12 protein-coding genes are annotated in these 23,789 nt (G+C 36.7%); all 12 read left to right on the forward strand.

What is annotated here, in order from left to right; translation table 11 throughout:
* Positions 1-13: 13 nt before the first annotated feature.
* Entirely contained in the window at positions 14-3,115 is a 3,102-nt protein-coding gene (locus KTR07_RS07665; protein ID WP_008760963.1) for a TonB-dependent receptor, read from the forward strand.
* A 31-nt stretch (positions 3,116-3,146) separates the two neighbouring features.
* A complete protein-coding gene (locus KTR07_RS07670; RefSeq protein WP_008764312.1) occupies positions 3,147-5,198 on the forward strand; it encodes a RagB/SusD family nutrient uptake outer membrane protein in 2,052 nt (683 codons plus the stop codon).
* Positions 5,199-5,217: 19 nt separating this feature from the next.
* On the forward strand, positions 5,218-6,246 hold the full coding sequence (locus tag KTR07_RS07675; RefSeq protein ID WP_008764313.1) for a BT_3044 domain-containing protein: 1,029 nt from the start codon (positions 5,218-5,220) through the stop codon (positions 6,244-6,246).
* 26 nt (positions 6,247-6,272) lie between these two features.
* Positions 6,273-7,604 (forward strand): DUF5005 domain-containing protein, encoded by a 1,332-nt coding sequence (locus KTR07_RS07680; RefSeq protein ID WP_008764314.1) that lies wholly within the window; start codon positions 6,273-6,275, stop codon positions 7,602-7,604.
* 217 nt (positions 7,605-7,821) lie between these two features.
* Complete coding sequence (locus KTR07_RS07685) at positions 7,822-9,678, forward strand: RagB/SusD family nutrient uptake outer membrane protein (protein WP_117981314.1); 1,857 nt, start codon at positions 7,822-7,824, stop codon at positions 9,676-9,678.
* 29 nt (positions 9,679-9,707) lie between these two features.
* Complete coding sequence (locus KTR07_RS07690; RefSeq protein ID WP_008760968.1) at positions 9,708-10,160, forward strand: DUF5004 domain-containing protein; 453 nt, start codon at positions 9,708-9,710, stop codon at positions 10,158-10,160.
* Between the two features lie 17 nt (positions 10,161-10,177).
* Entirely contained in the window at positions 10,178-11,230 is a 1,053-nt protein-coding gene (locus tag KTR07_RS07695) for a DUF4961 domain-containing protein (protein WP_008760969.1), read from the forward strand.
* Positions 11,231-11,254: 24 nt separating this feature from the next.
* On the forward strand, positions 11,255-14,389 hold the full coding sequence (locus tag KTR07_RS07700; RefSeq protein WP_008764316.1) for a SusC/RagA family TonB-linked outer membrane protein: 3,135 nt from the start codon (positions 11,255-11,257) through the stop codon (positions 14,387-14,389).
* 6 nt (positions 14,390-14,395) lie between these two features.
* Positions 14,396-16,192 carry a RagB/SusD family nutrient uptake outer membrane protein gene (locus tag KTR07_RS07705; RefSeq protein WP_008764317.1) on the forward strand — a complete coding sequence of 599 codons (1,797 nt, stop codon included), beginning with the start codon at positions 14,396-14,398 and terminating at the stop codon, positions 16,190-16,192.
* 4 nt (positions 16,193-16,196) lie between these two features.
* Complete coding sequence (locus KTR07_RS07710; protein WP_008760974.1) at positions 16,197-19,277, forward strand: TonB-dependent receptor; 3,081 nt, start codon at positions 16,197-16,199, stop codon at positions 19,275-19,277.
* Between the two features lie 152 nt (positions 19,278-19,429).
* Positions 19,430-21,418: a sialate O-acetylesterase gene (locus KTR07_RS07715; protein WP_008760975.1), complete on the forward strand. Its 1,989-nt coding sequence runs from the start codon at positions 19,430-19,432 to the stop codon at positions 21,416-21,418.
* Positions 21,419-21,455: 37 nt separating this feature from the next.
* Positions 21,456-23,729, forward strand: coding sequence for a GH92 family glycosyl hydrolase (locus tag KTR07_RS07720; RefSeq protein ID WP_008764319.1), 2,274 nt, complete (start codon positions 21,456-21,458; stop codon positions 23,727-23,729).
* Positions 23,730-23,789 lie beyond the last annotated feature (60 nt).

The following is a 23,789-nucleotide window of genomic DNA, read 5'->3' on the forward strand; positions in this document are numbered from 1 at the left end:
TATTTAATATAATATGAATCGAATATTTGTAATTTTTGCTTTGCTTCTTGCGTTTGTAGCACAAGTACATGCACAGAAAGAGCAAAGCTTTATGTTGACTGGTACAGTCTTCGATGAATTTAATGAACCAGTTCCGGGAGCAAATGTATATGTTAAAGATAAACCAGGTGTGGGAATAACAACTAATATTGATGGTAAATTTCGGTTAAAGGTAAATATATATGATATAGTGGTTGTGTCTTTTTTGGGATATGAAAACTATGAGCAACGTTTGACGAATAAAATTGACAATGTTAAAGTTACCTTAAAACCGGCTACGGAGAATATTGATGAAGTAGTTGTAGTAGGTATGGGTACGCAGCGAAAGGTCAGTGTTGCTGGTGCAATTACAACGATGGATCCAGCGCAACTAGAGGTTCCTGCTACAAATATAGTTAATACACTAGCAGGTCGTGTTGCAGGTGTGATTGGAGTTCAATCTAGTGGTGAACCGGGCAAAAATATTTCCGAGTTTTGGGTGCGCGGAATTGGTACGTTTGGTGCTAATAGTGGTGCATTAGTGTTGATTGATGGTTTGGAAGGTAGTTTGAGTCAGATAGATGCTGCCGATGTTGAAAGTTTTTCTGTTTTGAAAGATGCTGCGGCTACAGCGGTGTATGGTAGTCGAGGTGCAAATGGTGTAGTATTGGTAACGACGAAGCGTGGTTTGGAGTCCAAATTGAAGATCAGTGGTCGTGCTAATATGACAATCTCACATTTAAAACGTTTACCTGAATATGTTAATGCCACTCAATATGCTGAAATGGCAAATGAAGCTTCTGTTGCAACCGGATTATCTCCTATTTATAACAAGACAGAAATGGATATTATAAAATATGGCTTAGATCCGGATCTGTACCCAAACATTGACTGGCAAGATGTTATTTTAAATCCCAATTCTTTCCAGCAAACTTATTATGTAAGTGCTCAAGGTGGTAGCAGTGTTGCCCGTTATTTTGCAAGTTTAGGAATGTCGAAAGAATCTGCGGCTTATAATCCATCCAAAGATAGTAAATACAATAAAGGTGTAGGCTATGATACTTATAATTATCGTTTGAATTTGGATATAGATTTGACTAAAACAACTAAAGTCTATATTGGAACAACTGGCTATATGTCGGTGAATACTCGCCCGAGCATGGGGGAATATTCTAGAGGAGTCAGTTTGACAGATTGGCTATGGAGTTCACAGGCAAAGACTACTCCAATAAGCTATCCATTACGCTATTCAAACGGATATTATCCTGCTGCAGGAACTAAGGATGAAATATCTCCGTATGTTCTATTGAATTATACAGGTAATGCTAGAGAACAGAATACCAGGAATTTAGTTACTTTAGGTATTACACAGGATTTGTCGATGATTACTAAAGGGCTATCAGCTAAAGTACAGGGATCATGGGATACACAAAGTTTATTTGGAGAAGCACGCTATAAAATGCCAGAACTAAATGAAGCTTTGAAGGAGCGTAACCCTAATGGAACCTTGAGTTTTGAGAAAATAGCTGATGAGAAAACCGTTACATATAGCAGTGCTGCTTGGGTTTGGAGGAAGCTATATTTAGAGGCAAATGTTAATTATGACCGTACCTTTGGCGATCATCGTTTAGGTGGTTTACTGTTTTATTATATAGAAGATACATCTGAAACTGGTGCAGATAAAAGTATGAATGCTATACCAAAGCGTTATCAAAGTCTTTCGGGCCGTTTTACATATGGTTTTAAAGATACATATTTTTGGGATTTGAACTTTGGTTTGAATGGATCTGAAAACTTTGAACCAGGTAAACAATATGGATTCTTTCCGGCAGGAGCTTTCGCATGGGTACCATCTTCATATGAATTTATACGTGAAAATGTAAGTTGGTTGAATTTTCTCAAGCTTCGCGTTTCTTATGGTGTTGTTGGTAATGACCGCATCAGTTCTAGACGTTTTCCTTATCTGACCCTAATAAAAGAAGAAAATGCTTCAAATCCTTGGGGAGGGACTGGTAGCTTAACAGAAGAACAAGTTGGTGCCAATAATTTGATGTGGGAAAAAGCAAAGAAATTTGATGTTGGTATGGATCTGCATTTGTTTAAAGATAAATTTACTTTGACTTTAGATTATTTTAAGGATACACGAGATGGTATTTTTCAGGAACGTAAACAAATTCCTGATTATGTAGGTTTGATTCAAATGCCTTATGGTAATATAGGTCGTATGAAAAGCTGGGGTGCTGATGGAAATATGGAATTCTATCAACAGATAGGAAAGGATGCACATGTGATATTACGTAGTAATTTTACTTTGAGTAAGAATAAGATATTAAATTGGGAAGATACAAAGAAGCCTTATACATATTTGGAAAATAATGGTTATGCCAATAATGTACAACGTGGATTTGTTGCTATGGGATTGTTTAAAGATCAACAAGATGTAGAAATGAGTCCTACACAATTTGGTACGGTACGTCCTGGTGATATTAAATATCGAGATATAAATGGTGATGGTAAAATTACTGATGATGATAAAGTTCCTTTATTTGCTTATTCAGGGGTACCACAGTTGATGTATGGTATTGGTGCTGAGTTTCGTTATAAAAGTTGGACACTAAATGTCTTGTTCAAAGGGACAGGACGTAATAAGTTCTTATATGGCGGTTCGGATGGTAGAAACTTCGATGGATACATGCCATTTAATCAGAAGGATAAAGGAAATATAATGACAATTGCTTATAATCCGGAGAATCGTTGGATTTCTGCTGAATATTCAGGAAATCAGGCTACAGAGAATCCAAATGCTCGTTTTCCACGTTTGTATTATGGAAAAAATGAGAATAATACGAAACCTTCTACATTTTGGATGGGTGATGCCCGTTACTTGCGTTTACAGGAATTGAGCTTGGCATATAATCTAAAAGTTCCTGCATTACAACGTATTTTGGGCATTAATTCCATGAATATTCAGTTGATGTGTGAAAATTTGGCAGTATGGGATTCTGTAAATATATTCGATCCAGAACAAGCGACATCTTGTGGACAGGCTTATCCTTTACCTGCACGTTATTCATTGCAGCTATATTTGAATTTCTAATACGATGTATAAACTTAATAGAAATTAGTTCATGAAAAAATATTTTATATTATCGGTTCTGTTATTGGTATCCGGCTTTTTTGCTTCTTGTAATTATTTGAATATAGATGATTATTTTGAGGATACCTTTCAAGAAGATTCTATTTATGCAAATAAGCGTAATATTGAACGTTATTTTAATGGGGCTGCCGCTCTGCTTCCTGTTGTCGATAAAATTTGGGAATATGGGAACACTCCTGGAGTTACAGGTTCAGACGAGGCTGTGAGCTGTGGTGATTGGAATGGTATGGTTGTTATACAATTCTCTGGAACGAAGTTAATGAATAATGAGATTACTTCTAGTTCAATGGGCGGTTGGACATGGGATTTCAATATTTGGCCTAAATGTTATAAGGTGATTCGTAAGGTGAATACTATATTGCCACATATTGATGGTGTTCGTGATATGAATAGTTTTGAAAGAATGGAATTTCGTGCAAAATGCCGTTTCTTAAGAGCTTATGCATATTATTTAATTTTGCAACAGAATGGTCCAATGATTTTGTTAGGTGATGAAATTGTTAGTAATAATGAGGAAGCGGAGTATTATGCAAGAACGCGTAATACGTATGACGAATGTGTGGATTATATTTGTTCAGAATTTGATGAAGCTGCTAAAAACTTACCTGATGCTACCACTTCGATGGATCAATATATTCCTACAGAAGGAGCTGCCTTAGCTTTAGCTGCTCGTGTGAGATTACAAGCTGCTAGCCCATTATATAACGGTGGAGAGGCAGCCCGTAGATTTTTTGGTGATTTTACCCGTTGTACAGATGGAGATCATTATGTTTCTCAATCATATGATGAACGTAAGTGGGCACTTGCTGCTGCGGCTGCGAAGAAGGTTATTGATTTAGGACGATATCAATTATATACTGTTGCTGCTTCTACTGATGCTGAACATCCTGAATCAGGGAATTATGGTACATATGTAGTCACTCTACCGCAAGAGGTTCCTACTGCAGAATTTCCAAATGGTGTAGGGATGGGAGATAAAAAAGTCGTAGATCCGTATCGCTCTTATGCCGAAATGTTTAATGGAGAGCTTGCTATTAATCAAAATCCGGAGTTCATATGGTGTAGTTCTACAGCGCAGGTTGGTAGCCATATGGGTTACGTATTCCCATTGAATTTTGGAGGATCTTCTTGTTTATGTGTACCTCAGCATATAGTAGACCAATTTTATATGGCAGATGGGCGTGATATTAAAAATTCTAGTAGTGCATATCCGTATATATCCCGTCCTTATGATAAGACTTGTGTGACGACAGAAGGCAAAGTTTTATCTGAAGGTTATAAAATCAGCCAAGGAACATATTTGGCATATACTAATCGTGAACCACGTTTCTATGTGAATATTGGTTACTCACATGCTTGGTGGGCGATGGGATCTACTACTGAAAGTGCTAAGAAAAATGTTAATATTGATTATTGGAATGGAGCTAATTCTGGTAAAAATCATTCTAATAATAATGTTTATAATATAACTGGATATACTTCTCGAAAATATATCAATCCACAAGATGCTATGAGTGGTAGTGGGGCGCGTCAAAAAGATAAGTCATTTCCGATTATTCGATATGCAGAAATATTGCTTGCTTATGCAGAAGCCTTGAATAATTTAACTCAAGCATATGAAATTGATGGTCAGACTTATACTCGTGATACAGAAGCTATCAAATATTATTTTAATCAGATACGTTATCGTGCTGGTATTCCGGGATTAACAGCGGATGATTTGATTACAGTGGAAGCTTTTAATAAAGTTGTTCAACGTGAACGTTTGATTGAGTTATTTTGGGAAGGACAACGTTATTATGATATTAGACGCTGGGGAATTGTTGAAGATTTAGAAAGGGAACCTTTAATGGGGTTAAATGTAGAACAGGCTGAATGGGAAGGATTCTATCAGCCCACTGTCATTCAGTATAAATCAATAATTGAACGTGATTTCAAACCTAAGATGGTATGGTTACCTTTACATTTGGATGAGATTAGAAAGGTTTCTGTTCTTGATCAGAATCCTGGTTGGGATAAATAAAATTTTAAATGTATAAACTATGAAATATAGAAATTTTACAAATAAATTGATGCTTATGGTAGGTGTGACAGCTACTGCTGTTCTCACATCCTGCGAGCAAGAGTTTTATCAGGATGAACAGTATCGTAAGGAAATTTATATTGTTAGTGGAGAAGATAATATTTTCCAACGAGAATTTGCTTTCGGCGGGGAGGAAATAGGATACCTTTCTGTTTATGCAAGTGGTACAACTCCAATTGAAAAAGAAGTGATGGTAGAACTGGAAAGGAATGAAACTGTATTATCGGACTATAATCAAAAGAGATATGGGGATAATTACAAAAACTATGTCCTGGAGTTACCAGATACTCATTATAAAGTAGATGATTGGAGTATAAATTTATATCCAAATGCAAATTCATCTTATTCTTTATTTCCAATTAAAGTAAATATTGATGGGCTGGAACCTGAAGATAATTACTTTCTTCCTTTAAGAATAGCTTCTGTTTCTGACTATATGATTTCTTCTGCAAGGAGGAATGTATTGATGCAGATACTTATGAAAAATGATTATGCAACGACTAAGGAGAAAAGCTATTATACTATGAATGGAACAAGATTGAGAGTAGCTAAAGATACTTGGGAACCTTTGGACAAAAAGAATAATGCTCCAGATTATAAACCAATAAATGCCACTAAGTTAGTTGCTCCAGTTACGGAATATGGTATTCGTATTTTAACGGGATCTACACTTACATCGGATAGAAAAGAACTCCGTAAACAAGGGATTGTTGTTACGGTCCATCCTGAGGAGATGATTGATGTTCCTGTTATCGGGAGTAATGGATTGCCAACTGGAGAATATATCCAATGTCAAAAAGTGACATTAGATAAATGGTATAATGTAAATAGTGGAATTACAGTGTTAAATATTGAGGATACCCCATCATATTATAATCCAGAGAAGAAAGAGTTTACGTTGAATTATCGTTATAATTATAACTCGAATGATTGGTATGAAATGAAAGAGGTGATGTCTCCAGTGGCTATTGCTAACGAAAATAATTGAGTGGCTGATAATAAATGATAAATCTTATGAAAACAAGAAATATATATAGTCTTCTATATGTAACTTTCGTTGCAGTGGCGTTAGTTGCATGCAACGATTATGACGCAGCGCAAACTGCATATGAAGAAATAGTGGATAGTGATGTAACGACTACTCCTCCAAATATAGATTCGGCATGGGAATTACAGCTAATTCCTAATGTAGGTCAGCATAGTGGTGAGGTTTTTGTTTATAAAGACAAAAAGTATGATAAGCTATTTACTCGCACATTAGGATGGAATGGTGGAATTGGTGTGCAATCTACATCATTGTCTGATGGAAATGTTCTATGGGCTTTTAATGATAGCTATTTTGGAGTTGTAGATGCTGAAACAAGAGCAAGAGGTAATTGTAATTTCCCACATAATAGTATTATGATCCAAACGACTGTTGGTGGTAGTCTTGGAGAAACGGATGATGATTTAAGATGGTTAGTTGATTATATACAAACTAATGATCCTGATGGAGAAGGTTATTATCAGGCGTATACACACATAGCTCCAGATGAGACTATTATGGAAGAAACAGATGAAGAGCATTTCTATCAGATAGGTGGTGCTACGATATTTGATAATAATGGAGTTAAAGAACTTCAAATGTTGTGGGGGGAAATAGATAATCATGAAGGTAAAATGACTCGAACTGGTACCTGTCTAGCTGTTTACAGTTTGGAAGGACAGCCGGGTAATAGTACTTATCTTAAAAGAATTAGTAAAAACGAAGAATTCAATACAGATGATGTTGGCTATGGTTCTACTATATGGAAAGATGAAGATGGACATATTTATCTTTATGTAACAGAGAATAACAGACCATTAGTTGCTCGCACCACTACTCATGATTTAACTTCTGAGTGGGAGTATTACATACGTGATTTAAGTGGTAACTTTATGTGGCAAAAGATGTATCCGACGAAAGAGGAGAGAACTCGCTCTACTATAATGGAAAATAATTATGTATGTAGTATGCCACAGATCTTTAAAAAAGGAGATTACTACTATATGATAGGACAAGCTGTATCTTATGGTCATTCTGTTTATCTATATCGTGGTGAGACGCCTTATGGACCTTTTACAGATCAAAAAATTTTGTTTAATGTCCCTTATTCTGTGGATAAGATAGGTAATCAGTATTATAAAAATTTGCTTAGAGTAAATTTGCATCTAGAACTTGCACGAGAAGGTGAATTAGTATTTTCTACTAATACTGATGCTGATACTGCTGGAGATAATTTTGATTTTCCGGGTAGTGCTGACTTTTGTCGTCCTTATTTTTATCGTATTTTCAATTGGGAAAGCATATATGATGAAGATGATTGATAGCTACTGACGGATTCATCTTGGTAAATTGATTTAGAAAGTCATTTCTTCATAAAAGGGAGAAATGACTTTCTTTTTTAATATGTTCTGAGCTTTCCTGCATACAAGTAAATTTATTAATAAAAAACATGTAATTGTTTTAGTGGTATATCATTTTTAAATCGTCATTAGATAAATAACAATAAAATAGTACACATATTAAAAAGAACTAATAATAATGAATATTACCGTTTTTAGAGTTTATCAATTAAATTTATTAACCGCTATTTCTATGTATATGAAAAGCTTATTTTATTTATTCCTATCTATTGTAGGTGCGTGGCTTTTTTCGTCTTGCTCAGATGATTTTCTGGGTGAGACAGAAACCACGGACTTAGATCAGGCAACCGTATTCGCTGATAGTACTTATACGGCAGATTTCTTAAACCAGATTTATGTGGATATTGGTTTTGATATCCAACATAATCGGTATAAAGATCAGTATAATGATCATGGAGGATTGCAGACTAGTTGTGATGAAGCTGCGTATAAAGCTAGTACCGGGCTTACGACAGATGTAATGTTCGCTACTGGAACAGTCAATCCTGTTACTATTTCTGAGGACGATGTTTGGAGAATTGCATATCGAAATATTCGTCGAGTAAATGTGTTTTTTAAATATGCAGATGGATCCCGAATGGCTGAAGTGGCAAAGGAAGAGTATAAAGCAGAAGCACGCTTTTTGCGTGCTTGGTATTATGCAATGCTATTAAGACATTATGGTGGTGTGGCTTTAATTGGTGATGATGTTTATGAAACTGTAGAAGAAGCAATCAAGGAGCGTAACTCTTATGCGGATTGCGTTGAGTATATTGTGGATGAAGCTAATAAAGCTGCAGAAACATTGCCAGTTGAAAGAAGTGGAAACAAATTTGGACGTGTAACCCGAGGAGCTTGTAAAGCCTTAATTTCACGTGTACGTTTGTATGCTGCTAGCAAATTATTCAACGGTAGTGATTTTGCGCCTGCTGATTTTCCAAAAGAATTGTTAGGGTATCCTACTTATGATAAGGAGCGTTGGAAAATTGCTGTAGATGCTGCCCTTGATGTGATAAAGATGAAGCAGTATGATTTGTACATTCGTAATGAAGATGAGAATAATGAGGCTTATCCGGGATGGGGATATTATGCACAGTTGTTACCTGCTGATTATTATGGAAAAGTGGGAACGGAGGTTTATTGCGGTACAATCTTTGAAAAGAAGGCAGGAGCTAGTATAGATACAAACCGATGGTTTGCTCCTCCTAGTACAGGAGGAAATGGTATTGGAGGGTATGTTTATCATGATTTGGCTGAACTTTTCCCAATGGCAGATGGCACACCGACTAAGGATAGTCCAGATTATGACCCTACGAATCCTGCTAACAAACGTGACCCTCGTTTCATGTTCACTGTTACTTATGATGGATGCATAATGAAGAGTAATATGCAGGATACTGAAATTAATATATCTGTGGGAACACAACAGGACGCTATCTATCGAGGGACTCCGACAGGGTATTATACACATAAATTCTTGAAATTCGGTTCAATGGCAAATCAAATGCTTTATGGAGGTTCGCAAGCACGACCATTGATGCGTTATACTGAAATTTTGCTGAATTATGCAGAAGCTGCTAATGAATATTATGGACCTGATCATAAAGATGTACTAGGAGATCAAGAAATTAGCCCATATATTGTATTGAGAAAGATACGTGAGTGTGCTGGCATAGAGCCTGGCGAGGATGGAACATATGGAATTAAAAATAATATGAGCCAGGCTGATATGACAGAAGCTATCCGGTTGGAACGTCGGTTGGATTTAGCGTTTGAAGGACATCGTTTCTTTGATGTACGTCGTTGGATGATTGCTGAAGATACAGATAATAGGATGATGCATGGTTTTGAAATCACAAGAAATGGTGAGCGGAAGACAGGAAGAATCATTGATACTCGTCAGCATACCTTCCGTAAAGCGATGTATTTTTATCCAATACCTTATAAAGAGACTGTGAAATCACCGGATTTGTTGCAGAATCCTTATTATGAATAGGAATGATTGTTATATTAAAAATAAGAAATATGAGATTTAAAATACAAACTACGGTTTTACTTTTCGTCTTATTAGGTACTGTGAGTGCTTGCAATACATTTAAAGATGAAATAGCTCCTGATTCTTATATGGAAGTACCAAAGCAGTTAGATGGGAAGTGGCAATTAAAAACTGTTGTACGCAATGGAACGGATATATCTGAAGTGATGGACTTTAGTCAGTTTCGTCTGATTATGAATAAAGATAATACATATAATATTGAAAACTATCTCCCTTTTTTAGTAAAGAAAAATGGTACATGGAGAATTGATAATTTGACATATCCTTTTTTCTTAACTTTTCAGGAGGAAGGTGCTGAAAGAGAAGCTATAACTGAAATCACTTACCCGATTGTACAAGGGAAACGCCATATAACCCTTACAATTAGTCCGGGATGCTCGAGCAACTCTTATGTTTATTCTTTTGAAAAAATAGAAGAATGATTTAAAAAGAAAAGCTTATGAAATATTATTTTAAAAAACATAGAATAAAAATCTTTTTTTTGTTGGTACTTTCCTTAATAGTCTTTGGATGTTCCTTTTTGATTAAGGAGGTAAATGTTAAACAAGAGAACGAGGCCGGAGAGATGGTTGCCTATATTAAGGCTGGTGAAATTGCAACTTTTACGTTTAGTGGAGAAATAAACATCGATGGTGATGCAAGCAATGAAACGTTTATTGTTGGATTCTTGGCTCCAAGAAGTTGGAATGTACGTCAGAATGCAACTGTGACATACAGAGAAGATAGGTATGAAACGGAAGTGGATCACAAAATGACAGTAATTCCAGATACTGAACAGCCTGCAAATTATAAAGGTATGAGTTGGTCAGCGGCATTGAAAAAAAAATATGGTGTACGAGGCAATGTCTTGAACGATATGGAATGGATTGCATTTAAATCGGATAACTATCCTAGTGTAAATGGAACAATACATTATACAGTAACAATTAAGTGTAATTCAGGAAAAAGCAACTTAAAATTCCGACCAAGTTTTTTTATCAATCACTCTAGTGATGGGATTGGAGGAGACGAGGCTCATTATTCTGTTAAGGATGCTGATGATTGCTTTGAAGTGGTAGAAGGATCAGGTACTGTGATTGATTTTTGTTCTACGCACTATTATCAAATTGAACCTTTGTCTGCTTTACAAGATGATTATGTAACATTCACTTTTCAAGGGGATATTAATACCAATGAATTGATAAAAGCTGAGAATGTGTATATAGAAGCTACTGCTTATACGATAGAAGGAAAGATATATACAGTCAATGAAAAGAGTGCGAAAACACTAATGAAAAGAGAAACGAAATTGCCAAGATATAATGTAACTCTTTGGCCTGGTGGATTTTTTAACATTCCGGACGGTGAAACAATTTCTCGTATAGAGTATATTTTCACAAATGAAGATGGAACAGTATCTATTTCCCAGTCAGATGACAGTAGAGATAATGAAGGAGAAGAGGTAGAAGAAGGAATAAAAGAGCCTTTCGTATTCGAATTTCAATGTGAATAGAGTTTAACCTTAAAAAAAGATTATATGCGTAATATTTTGAATAAAAGAAATAGTCGGTACTGTTTCACATGTTTTGTAATGTGGCTACTACTTGGCTTGGGACATTTGAATGCGGTGGCTCAAGAAGCAGGAGGAACGGCTAATATTACAGGTAAGGTAATCGATCAATATGGCAATCCTGTCTCGGGTGTTGTAATCACGATGAAGAATACTGATTTTAAGACTGTGACAGGTGATGATGGTACTTTTGAATTTCAGTATAAGAAGGGCGATATGCTTCGTTTTTCTCATCCAGGTTTTTTACATAAGGAAATTAAGGTGAACAAGCTAAGAAATCAGGAACGTATTTTTAAAGTAACGTTGACAGAAGAGTTCGTGAAATTTCCAGATGTAATAAATGGACCTTATGATACGAAAGATAAAGCAAGCTATTTAGGTTCAGCTGCTACGGTTTATACAGATCAGGTTAGTTCATTGATGGGAACTACTATTCTTCCTTCATTACAAGGGCGTTTACCAGGACTAGATATTGTACGTACTCGTGGTGCACGTAAGAGTCAAATTGAATCCAGTTCTTCTGGAACCATCTTTAACTTTAATAGCCCTACATTGGGTAAAGAGGCATATAGTGATAATACGGAATTTAATGTTCTATCACGCCACAATGCACCGGTGGTGGTAGTGGATGGTGTGCAAAGAGAATTATATTCTATCGATCCTGATGCTATTGAATCGGTATCAATTCAGAAGGATGCTTTGTCATCTATGTTTTTGGGGATGCGCAGTTCCCGTGGTGCATTAGTAATTACTACTAAAGATCCTATCAAACAGGGATTTCAGTTATCATTTACTGGACGGTTTGGTGTGCAGAGTTCAGTGAAAAAACTAAATCCGCTGTCTACTTCTCAATATGCTTATTTATTGAATGAGGCGTTGCTGAATGATGGTAAAAATCCCTTTTATTCTTATGATGACTTTATTAAGTTTCGTGATCATTCCAGTCCGTATACACATCCAAGTGTGAACTGGTGTGATGAACTGATGAACAAAAATTCGACTACTCAGTCTTATAATTTGAATGCTACAGGCGGTAACAAGTACGCACAATATTTTATTAGTGTAGGCTATGTAGGTGAAAATGGATTATTTAAAAATCCAGGTGGAGATGCTCACGATACAAATATGACATTTGATCGTTATATGATTTCTTCTAAAGTGAACATCAATATTACTGATGATTTGACAGCAAAAGTTACTTTGATGGGACGTATAGAAGAAGGTACCCAACCAGGAGGGACTGGAAATGGGTATGATGATATTCTCAGTTCAATTTATTCTACTCCAAGTAATGCATATCCTGTGACAAATCCAGATGGATCATGGGGAGGTAGTCAGTCGTTCAATAATAATTTGTTATCGCAGACTATTAACTCTGGTTATATAACAGATGGGGCTCGGGATGTATTGGGAGCTATTAATTTGCGCTATGATTTTGGTAAGTTAGTTAAAGGCTTGTCTGTTCGTATGGTAGGTAGTGTAACTTCTCAGAATCGTTCGACTACGAAACGAACAAAAACTTCCGAAGTTTTTGATTATACTATTGATAAGGATGGCAATGACGTTTATACTCGGTATGGAGAAAAGAAAACGCAATCAAATTCATTTAGTTCTGTGTCTACCTATCGGCAGATGTATGGTCAGCTTGCTGTTGATTATGAACGTCAATTTGGTAAGCACAAATTTAAGGCCAGTGTTCTAGGAGATACGCGAAATACTCTTACTAACTGGGATCTTCCTGAATATCCATCAAATATTATAGGTGATGTCTCTTATGATTATGCGGAGCGATATTTTGCACAGGTAGCATTAAGTGAAAGTTATTACAATCGTTATGCTCCAGGCAGAAGGTGGGGAACCTTTTACGCTTTCGGTTTAGGATGGGATATCAGCAAAGAGAATTTTATGGAAAACTGTGAGTGGCTGAATCAACTAAAGATACGCGGTGTGTATGGTAAGACAGGTAATGGTATGAATAATGCTGGGTATTATACGTATTATCAGACTTATTCCTCAGGAGGTGATGATTATCGGTTGGGGACTAATTTAGGACAAAGTTCAGGAAGTTTTACAGAAAAAGATAAACTGGCAAATTTATATCAAACGTGGGAAAAAGGCAATAAACTGAATATTGGTGTAGATATAGCTTTGTTTAACAACAAATTACAGGTAACTGCTGATTATTTTAATGATAAATATTATGACTTGTTGCAGGCTCGTGGAAAAAGTATCGAACTAATTGGCCAGAATTATCCAGATGAAAATATTGCTAAAGAACGTTGGTATGGAGGCGAATTCTCAATTACCTATCAAGATCACGTTGGCGATTTTAATTATTATGCATCTGCTAACTGGAGTTGTGAGCAAAGTAAAGTGTTATATAAAGATGAACAAAAAGTGCCTTATGAATATCTGCGTACTACAGGTAAACCCAAAGGGGCAATCTTCGGTTTGGTAGCAGAAGGTTTTTTCACTTCTCAAGACGAAATTACAAAGAGTCCTGTAATTGAAGGATTTAACAATATTCAGCCTGGTGATATCAAGTACAAAGATCAGAATAACGATGGAGTTATCAATGACTTTGATAAGGTAATGATTGGTGGCGATAAACCACTCTCTTATTTTGGTATTGATTTAGGTTTCGAATGGCGTGGATTAGAATTCTCAATGTTTTGGCAAGGAGTGTACAATAAAGATGTTTTAATGAGTGATTGGAATTTATTGGAAGGTTTTCAAACTCAAGGACAAGTTTATGGACAGGCATATGAGAATATGCTGGATCGATGGACTCCAGAAACTGCTGCTACTGCAACTTTCCCGAGGTTGAGTGCTGGTGGTAATAAGTATAATCAAGGCAATGGCTGGGGCTCTTCTTTTTGGTTACGTTCCGGTAATTATATTCGGTTGAAAAATGTTAGTTTAGGATATAACTTACCTGATTCATTCTGTCGTAATTATTTGGGTGGAGCACGTGTGAAAGTTTTCGTAAGTGGACAAAACTTATTCACAAAAGCTGCTAATGAACTCGTTGATCCCGAAGTTAGCTTCGGTAACTATCCGCTACAACGTTGCATCAGCACAGGTATTAATGTTAAATTCTAATATACTATGATATCTATGATACGAAATAAATATTTGACGCTAATCGGAGTTGGATTGTTGTTTACAGCTGTATCCTGTACCGATGGGTATGAACCAGAGCCAGTTGAACTGGTATCAATTGATTTTGTATTTTCAAAAACCGATTCTCTTGGTACGAATGCGGTAAAGTTTATGAATAATATTTATGCCACGTTGCAAAACGGGCACAATCGTGTAGGAAGTGATTATTTAGATGCTGCGTCTGATGATGCTATATCTATAAATGTTTCTGACCCGGATGTTTATAAGTTGGCAATGGGACGGTATACTGCGAGTACACGTGTTGAATCGGATATGCGATGGAAAGAGTATTATTCAGGAATCCGTAAGGCAAACATTCTGATTAATCATATTGATGTTGTCCCTTTTATGCTGACTTATAAGAACGCAAAGGGAGAAACCAAACCATTGAATGTTACAATGAAAGCAGAAGCGCGTTTCTTGAGGGCTTATTTCTATTTCGAATTAGTGAAACGCTATGGTGGTGTTCCTTTGATGGGTGATGATGTACATATATTGGGTGATGATATGGAGATCCCAAGAAATACTTTTGAGCAATGTGTACAGTATATTTGTGATGAATTAGATGATATTAAAGATGATTTGCGTACCAATCCAATGCCTGATTTTGAACAATATGCACATACTCCTACTCGTGAGGCTTGTCTAGCTTTAAAGTCTCGAGTACTATTATATGCAGCGAGTCCTTTATTTAATGAACGTCCTATTGAGATTGGTAATGAATTGATAGGCTATGCTTCTTATGATAGAGAGCGTTGGAATGATGCGGCTAAAGCTGCCAAGACATTTATTGATGAGTACGGTCCGAATGGTAATGGGGCATATGGTTTAACACAGTCTACATCTGATGGCGATAATCGGGATTTTCGTGACGTCTTTTTAGGTTTTTATAATAAAACTAATAATCCTGAAGTCATTTTTTATCGTCCGGGGGGGGAAGATAAGTCTATAGAAAGCAATAATGGGCCTTTAGGATTTTCTGGTGACAATTTAGGTAAAGGACGTACGCTTCCAACTCAAAATTTGGTAGACGCTTTCCCTATGAAGGACGGCATGTTTGCTGGACAAGGTAGTAAATATACTCTTAATCAGAGTAATCCATATGAAAACCGTGATCCACGTTTGGATTATACAATACTGCATCATGGGTCATCTTGGTTGAATAATACGCTTGATATTTCAATCGGAGGAGTTAATAATCCATCTAACTCTGCTGAATATTCTAAGACGGGCTATTATATGTGTAAGTTTATGGGTAAATTTGGTGAAGAGTCTCAATATGGGAATAAAATACATCTTTGGGTTATGTTTCGTTATGCAGAGATGTTGTTGAATTATGCAGAGGCAATGAATGAGTACCTTTCTTCTCCTTCTCAGGATGTGTACGATGCTATCATTGCATTACGGGCACGTGCTGGTATTGAATCAGGTAATGATGAATCTCCTTATGGGCTTAAGAAAAATATGACACAGGCAGAGATGCGTGAAGTGATTCAAAACGAACGGCGTATTGAAATGGCATTTGAAGAACAACGATATTGGGATATTCGCAGATGGAGAATTGCTGAAGAGATATTTAAGAATCCTTTGGAAGGTTTGGAGATTAGGGTAAAAGGAAATACTACGAGTTTCAATGAAGTGGATGTCCTAAGTACGACGTTTGATGTGAAACGCTATTTATATCCGATCCCATATAATGAGGTAGTTAAGAATGATAACATGATTCAAAATCCGAAGTGGTAATATTATGAAAAGACTATTATTAATATTAGTATGTATAAGCCTTTTTATCTCGGCGTTCGGTCAATCGTTCGTTTTGAAGGGAATTGTCTCTTCAGCCGACGGTGAGTTGTTGCCGGGGGTAAATGTAAAAATACAAGGTACAACAGTGGGTACAATTACCGATATTGACGGTAATTTCCAATTAAATGTAAACAAAGGTGCTGTATTGGAGTTTTCTTATATCGGTTTTAAGAAACAAAGCATTAAAGTAAATAGTCAGCAAATGCTGAATGTAGAATTGGCTCCTGATCAAACAAATTTGGATGAAGTCGTTGTCGTTGGTTATGGTAAGGCTAAGCGTATAACGTTGACAGGTGCAGTTAGTGGAATACAGGCACGTGAGATTCGTAATGTTCCAACTAGTAGTGTACAGAATGCTTTGACAGGAAAGCTGCCGGGTTTTTTTAGTCAGCAACAGTCTGGTCAACCAGGTAAAGATGCTTCAGACTTCTTTATCCGCGGTGTCAGTTCATTGAATAATGATGGTAATAAACCGTTGATTATGGTGGATGACATGCAGTATACTTATGAACAGTTGTCTCAAATTAATGTCAACGAAATTGAAAGTATATCAATATTGAAGGATGCTTCTACTACGGCCATCTATGGTATCAAAGGTGCTAATGGTGTATTAGTAGTAAAGACTCGTCGTGGGGAGCAAGGTAAACCGAAAATTAATGTACGTTTGGAAACTGGTATGCAAACCCCAGTTCGTACGCCTAAATTTCTGAACGCTTACGAATCTTTACAATTAGTAAAGGAAGCACATACGAATGATGGTACTTTGTCTGATTTCCCGTATACTGAAGACGATATGATCGCTTTCAGAGATCATACTGATCCTTATGGGCATCCTGATGTCAATTGGTATGATGAGATTTTTAAGAAAATGGCATTTCAGGAGAACATAAATGTTGATGTCTCAGGTGGTTCTAAGAAATTGAGATATTTTGTTTCTGCGGGATATTTTACTCAGAATGGCTTGGTAAAAGACTTTGGGGGTAATTCTGGTGATGGTGTGAATCCTAATTATTCCTATCGTCGTTTCAATTATCGCACTAATCTTGATTTTGATGTGACTGATAACTTCAATATGCGTTTGGACGTTTCTTCACGCTTCATGGATATCAATGAACCGTACAATATGAATGTAACAGGTGAGCTTTATGATTTCTCTAAAATGCACCCTTATTCGGCTCCACTTTTGAATCCGGATGGTTCATTTGCTTATTTATATGATACGCAAGATAGAAAACCGACATTGAACGCACGGTTGGCAAATGAAGGATATAAACGTACTAGACGTAATGATAATAATATTTTGTATGGTGCAACATGGAAGATGGACTTCTTAACGCCAGGGCTTGCAGCTGATTTTCAATTGGCATATTCCAGTAGTGATGAAAATTATCGTGCAGTGATGCGTACACGATATCCGACTTATCATTACGATTCTGCAACAGGTTTGTATAATATCAATCCGAATGGAGTCTATGATTATGAGCAGTATTTTGTATATAACAGTACAGATAAAGCTATCAAAGATTTGAATATCAAAGCATCTTTGAAATATGCTCATGTTTTCAATAATGCACATGATGTAAATGTTATGTTTTTGTACAATCGTCAGAGTACAACAAATGAAAAGGATGCAGCTGTTCCCAATAATTTCGAAGGTTATACGATGCAGCTAGGCTATAAATATAAAAATAAATATTTGGTAGATTTGAACATGGCATATAATGGGACCGATCGTTTTGGTAAAGATAACAATTTCGGATTCTTTCCAGCATTGGCTATAGGTTATGCTATCTCTCAAGAAGACTTTTTCAAGAATGTAGATTGGTTGGGAAGGAATGTGCAGTTATTGAAGTTTAGAACTTCCTATGGTCTTGTAGGGTCAGATGTAGCAAGCGGCGATCGTTATCTGTATCGGCAAGTATATAAAACAGGTGATTCTTATACGTTTGGTGAAGGTAACAACTTTGGTGTTAGTGGCATCAAAGAAGGTGATTTAGGAAATTTAAATGTAACGTGGGAGAAAGCGAGAAAGTTTAATGTTGGTGTAGATATGAATTTGTTTGATAAATTCTCCTTGACTTTCGACTGGTTTATAGATAAACGTTATGATCAGCTAGTTACCAGAAATGATATTCCGGACATATTAGGTATCGGCTTGTCTCCTGAAAATGTAGCAGAAACTACCAATAAAGGTTTTGATGGACAGATTGGTTATCAAGACCGTTTTGGTAACTTCAATTTTAATACCAATTTTGTATTTGGTTATGCTAAAAATCGAGTCGATTATAAAGCTGAGGCTCAACAGAAATATGAATGGTTGAGAGAAACGGGTAGACAGATTGGGCAGCCTTTTGGCTATCATTGGATTGGCTATTATACACCGGAAGATATTGAAAAGATTAATTCTGGTGCTGCGGACGCTCCGGCTAAACCTGATATTGCTGTGCAGGCAGGTGACTTAAAGTATGCAGATTTGAATGGTGATGGTACTATCAATGATTTTGATAAACGTGCTATTGGCAAACCGAACTTGCCTACTACAACATTAGGATGGACGATTGGAGGAAGTTGGAAAGGGTTTAGTATCAGTGTTTTATTCCAAGGATCGTTTGATTATAGTTTTGCTATCAATGGAACAGGGATTGAGTCTGGTAAGAGTCAGTTCCAGCCACTTCACCAAAAGCGTTGGACACAGGAACGTTATGAAAATGGAGAAAGTATTGAGTTCCCACGTTTGACAATGCAAGATGGTACAATAAATAGTGCTTCTGCTTATAATTCGGATTTTTGGCTGATTAATGCATGGTATATTCGTTTGAAGACTGTTGACTTGGGCTATCAACTTCCCAAGACAGCATTACCTAAGTTCTTAGACAATGTCCGTTTTTATGTAAATGCTTATAACTTACTGACTTTTACCGGTTATGATAAATATCAGCAAGACCCTGAAATTAAGACCAATACAGCTGGTGATGCTTATATGAATCAGCGTGTTATAAACTTTGGAGTTCAGTTGGGCTTCTAGTAAATAAGTAGGGTTTAGATAACAAGAGAATAATGTTTGCTATAAAAACATTATTCTCTTTTACTTTTTTAAGAAGTTAGTTTAGTGGTTATTGTATATTTGTTCGTCATAAAGTAAATTGAAAAATTGTATACTATAAAAAAGTAGTTAATATGAATAAGAATTTTGTAATCTCTCTATTCTTTCTATTAGGGAGTGCTACACTCTCTGCACAAGTGAAATTGCTTCCGATATTTTCGGATAATATGGTGTTACAGCAACAAACGCAAGCCCCTATATGGGGCGAGTCTAAGCCTAATAAGAAAGTAGAAATTACGACCTCATGGGATCAGAAAAAATATACTATTCAGGCTGATGCACAAGGGAAGTGGAGTACGAAAGTTGCTACCCCAGTAGCGGGTGGCCCTTATAATATTACAATTTCTGATGGTAAAAAGGTGAAGCTTTCTAATGTAATGATTGGTGAAGTTTGGATATGTTCCGGACAATCCAACATGGAAATGCAGGTAGAAGGTTGGGGTAAGGTGAAGAACTATGAACAGGAGAAAGAAGAGGCAAATAATTATCCTAATATTCGTTTCTTATTGGTAGAAAATGCGATGAGTCCTACACCTGTTGAGAATATTACAGTAAAAGAGAATGGTTGGCAAGTGTGTACATCAAAGAGTGTAGCGGACTTTTCTGCAGCAGGTTACTTCTTTGGACGTGATTTGAATAAATACCGTAATGTGCCAATAGGATTGATTGATACATCTTGGGGAGGAACAATTATAGAAACATGGACCAGTAATGAGGCACTATCCACTATACCGAGTATGAAGAAAAGACTCGAAGCATTGGTCGGTTTGCCTGCATCTCAGGAAGGACGCAAGAAAAAGTTTGAAGAAGATGTTGAGACTTGGAAAGCTGAAGTTGAAAGAATTGACAAGGGGTGTGTTAATGGGGAGGCTATATGGGCAGCTCCTGATTTTAACGATGCGGCATGGAAATCTATGAAAGTTCCAGGTTTGATGCAAGAACAAGATTTACCAGGATTTAGTGGGCTTGTTTGGTTTAGGAAAACAATTGATATTCCTGCTGGTTGGGCAGGAAAAGATTTGATCTTGAATTTAGGTGTTATTGATGATAATGATTTTACTTATTTCAATGGTATACAGATAGGACATACAGAAGGATGGATGGCACCTAGAAGCTATAAGATTCCGAAAGAACTTGTGAAGAAGGGAAAAGCGGTGATTGCTGTACGTGTAATGGATACTGGTGGTACTGGTGGTATCAATGGAAGTCCTGAAAGTATTTCACTTCATCTTTCCGATACAGAAGCTATCCAGTTGGCTGGTAATTGGAAATATCAGGTTTCTTTAGATATGAGAGAGGTTGCACCAATGCCTGTTGATATGTCATGGAATCCGAATTCTCCTACTTTCTTATTTAATGCTATGCTTAATCCACTGATTCCCTATGCTATCAAAGGAGCCATTTGGTATCAGGGAGAATCAAATGCGGGAGAGGCTTTTCAGTATCGTGATTTAATGCCGTTGATGATTACTGATTGGAGAAATCGCTGGGGATATGATTTCCCTTTCTATATGGTGCAGTTAGCTAGTTTTACAGCGAAACAAACAGCTCCTGTTGAATCTACTTGGGCGGAATTGAGAGAAGCTCAAACTCGGACTTTACATTTGCAAAATACAGGTATGGCTGTGGCAATTGATATAGGTGAGGAGTTTGATATTCATCCGAAGAACAAGCAAGAAGTGGGTAGACGCTTGGCATTAGCGGCCCGGGCGCAGACTTATGGCGAGAAGATTCCTTATTCCGGTCCGATATATAAATCTTATAAGATTGAAGGAAATAAAATTCGTATCTTCTTTGATCATATTGATGGTGGTCTGAAGACGGCGAATGGCGAAATGCCGAAAGGATTTACCATTGCTGGTGTAGACCATAAATTTCATTGGGCAGATGCTGTGATCGAAGGAAATACAGTTGTTGTTTCCTCATCTGAAGTTACCCTCCCGGTTGCAGTACGTTATGCATGGGCTGATTATCCGATATGCAATATGTATAACGGTGCGGATCTGCCAATGTCTCCTTTCCGTACTGATGATTGGAAAGGTATTACTTATGTCAATAAATAGTAAGTCTTTATTTAATTAATATATTCAATAATAAACCATGAAGAAACTAGTTTATTTAATTATCTTCTTTTTGTATTCGACTGTGATGAATGCTCAGCTAAAAGATCTGGTACAGTATGTGAATACGCTACAAGGTACCGATTCTAATTTTGGTTTGAGCTACGGTAATACTTATCCTACTACAGGTATGCCTTATGGTATGCATATGTGGTCTGCGCAAACAGGTAAAAATGGGGATGGATTTAAGTATATGTATGCTGTTGATAAGATTCGTGCTTTTAGCCAATCACATCAATGTAGTCCTTGGGTGAGTGATTATGCTGTATATTCTTTCATGCCGATGGTAGGGGAGCTGGTTGTAAATCAAGATGCTCGTGCTACCAAGTTTAGTCACGATAATGAGATAGCTAAACCTCATTATTATAAAGTAACATTCGATAATGGCATTACTACTGAAATGGCTCCGACTACCCGTGGTGTACATTTACGTTTTTCCTATCCTACTACGGGAGATGCTTATTTGGTACTTGACGGATATACGGATATGAGTGAAATCAAAATTGATCCGGCTAAGAGACAAATCTCCGGTTGGGTAAATAATCAACGTTTTGTGAACGATTCAAAATCATTCCGTAATTATTTTGTTGTTCAATTTGATAAACCTTTCGAAGATTACGGCGTATGGGAAAACCAAAAGGATGAAGTGTTTCCACAGAAATTAGATGGAGCAGGTAAAGGATATGGTGCATTTATTAAATTTAAAAAAGGCTCGAAGGTTCAGGCTAAAGCAGCTTCCTCATACATAAGTGCAGAGCAGGCTCTGATAACTTTAAATAAAGAACTCGGTAAAGATAAGAATCTGGAAGTAACGAAAGCACGCGGTCAGAAGACTTGGAATGAAGTATTGAATAGAATTGTAGTTGAAGGATGTACGGACGAACAGATGAAGACTTTCTACTCTTGTCTTTTCCGTGCTAATTTATTCTCTCGCAAATTTTATGAACGCAAAGAAAATGGTGAACCATATTATTATAGCCCATATAATGGTAAAATTTATGATGGTTACATGTATACTGATAATGGATTTTGGGATACATTCCGTTCTCAATTCCCTTTGACAAATATTTTGCATCCAACAATGCAGGGACGTTATATGAATGCTCTTTTGGCAGCCCAGGAACAATGCGGCTGGTTGCCTTCATGGTCTTCCCCGGGTGAAACAGGAGGAATGTTAGGAAATCATTCTATTTCATTGCTGGCAGATGCATGGGCAAAAGGAATTCGTGATTTTGATCCTGAAAAAGCACTGAAGGCTTATGCGCATGAAGCAATGAATAAAGGTCCTTGGGGTGGTGCTAACGGACGTGGATTCTGGAAAGAATATTTCCAGTTAGGATATGTTCCTTATCCTGAATCAATGGGTTCTAGTGCACAAACTATGGAATATGCATATGATGATTTCTGCGGATATCAACTTGCTAAAATGGTTGGAAATAAACATTACCAAGAAGTATTTGCCCGTCAGATGTACAACTATAAAAATGTCTTTGATAAGTCTATCGGATTTATGCGTGGAAAGGGTGTTGATGGTAAATGGCAGGAACCATTCGATCCACTGGAATGGGGGGGGCCTTTCTGTGAAGGAAATGCATGGCATTATACATGGTCAGTGTTCCATGATGTACAAGGCTTGATTGACTTGTTTGGAAGTGATGAAAAGTTTACTACTAAAATAGATTCTGTATTTACTATTCCTAACATAATTAAACCGGGCACTTATGGTGGAGTTATTCATGAAATGAAAGAAATGGAGTTGGCTAATATGGGACAATATGCACACGGAAATCAACCGATTCAACACATGCCTTATTTGTATTGCTATGCAGGTCAGCCGTGGAAAACTCAATATTGGGTACGTCAGATTGTTGAGAGATTATATAATTCAACAGAAAAAGGATATCCGGGTGATGAAGACCAAGGCGGTATGTCTTCATGGTATATTCTGAGCTCATTGGGTATATATGCTGTTTGCCCGGGTACAGATGAATATGTGATTGGCAGCCCATTATTTAAGAAGGCTACCATAACTATGGAAAATGGCAATAAGTTTGTGATTGAAGCACCAGAAAATAGTAAAGAAAATTTATATATACAATCAGCTACTTTGAATGGCAGACTTTTAGATAAAAACTATATCCATTATGATGATATAGCAGAAGGAGGAGTCTTGAAATTTGAAATGGGAAGCCAGCCTAATAAAGAAAGATGTACTTCGAAGTATGCTGCGCCTTTCTCTTTGTCTAAAGAATAAAGAATCAAAGAATAAAGTTCAATAATACGATCGATTTTATCCGAATAGCGAAACAGGGTA

Origin of the sequence: Bacteroides sp. MSK.20.82 (assembly GCF_019052485.1) — a bacterium.
In the GTDB taxonomy this organism is placed as follows: Bacteria; Bacteroidota; Bacteroidia; order Bacteroidales; family Bacteroidaceae; genus Bacteroides; species Bacteroides thetaiotaomicron.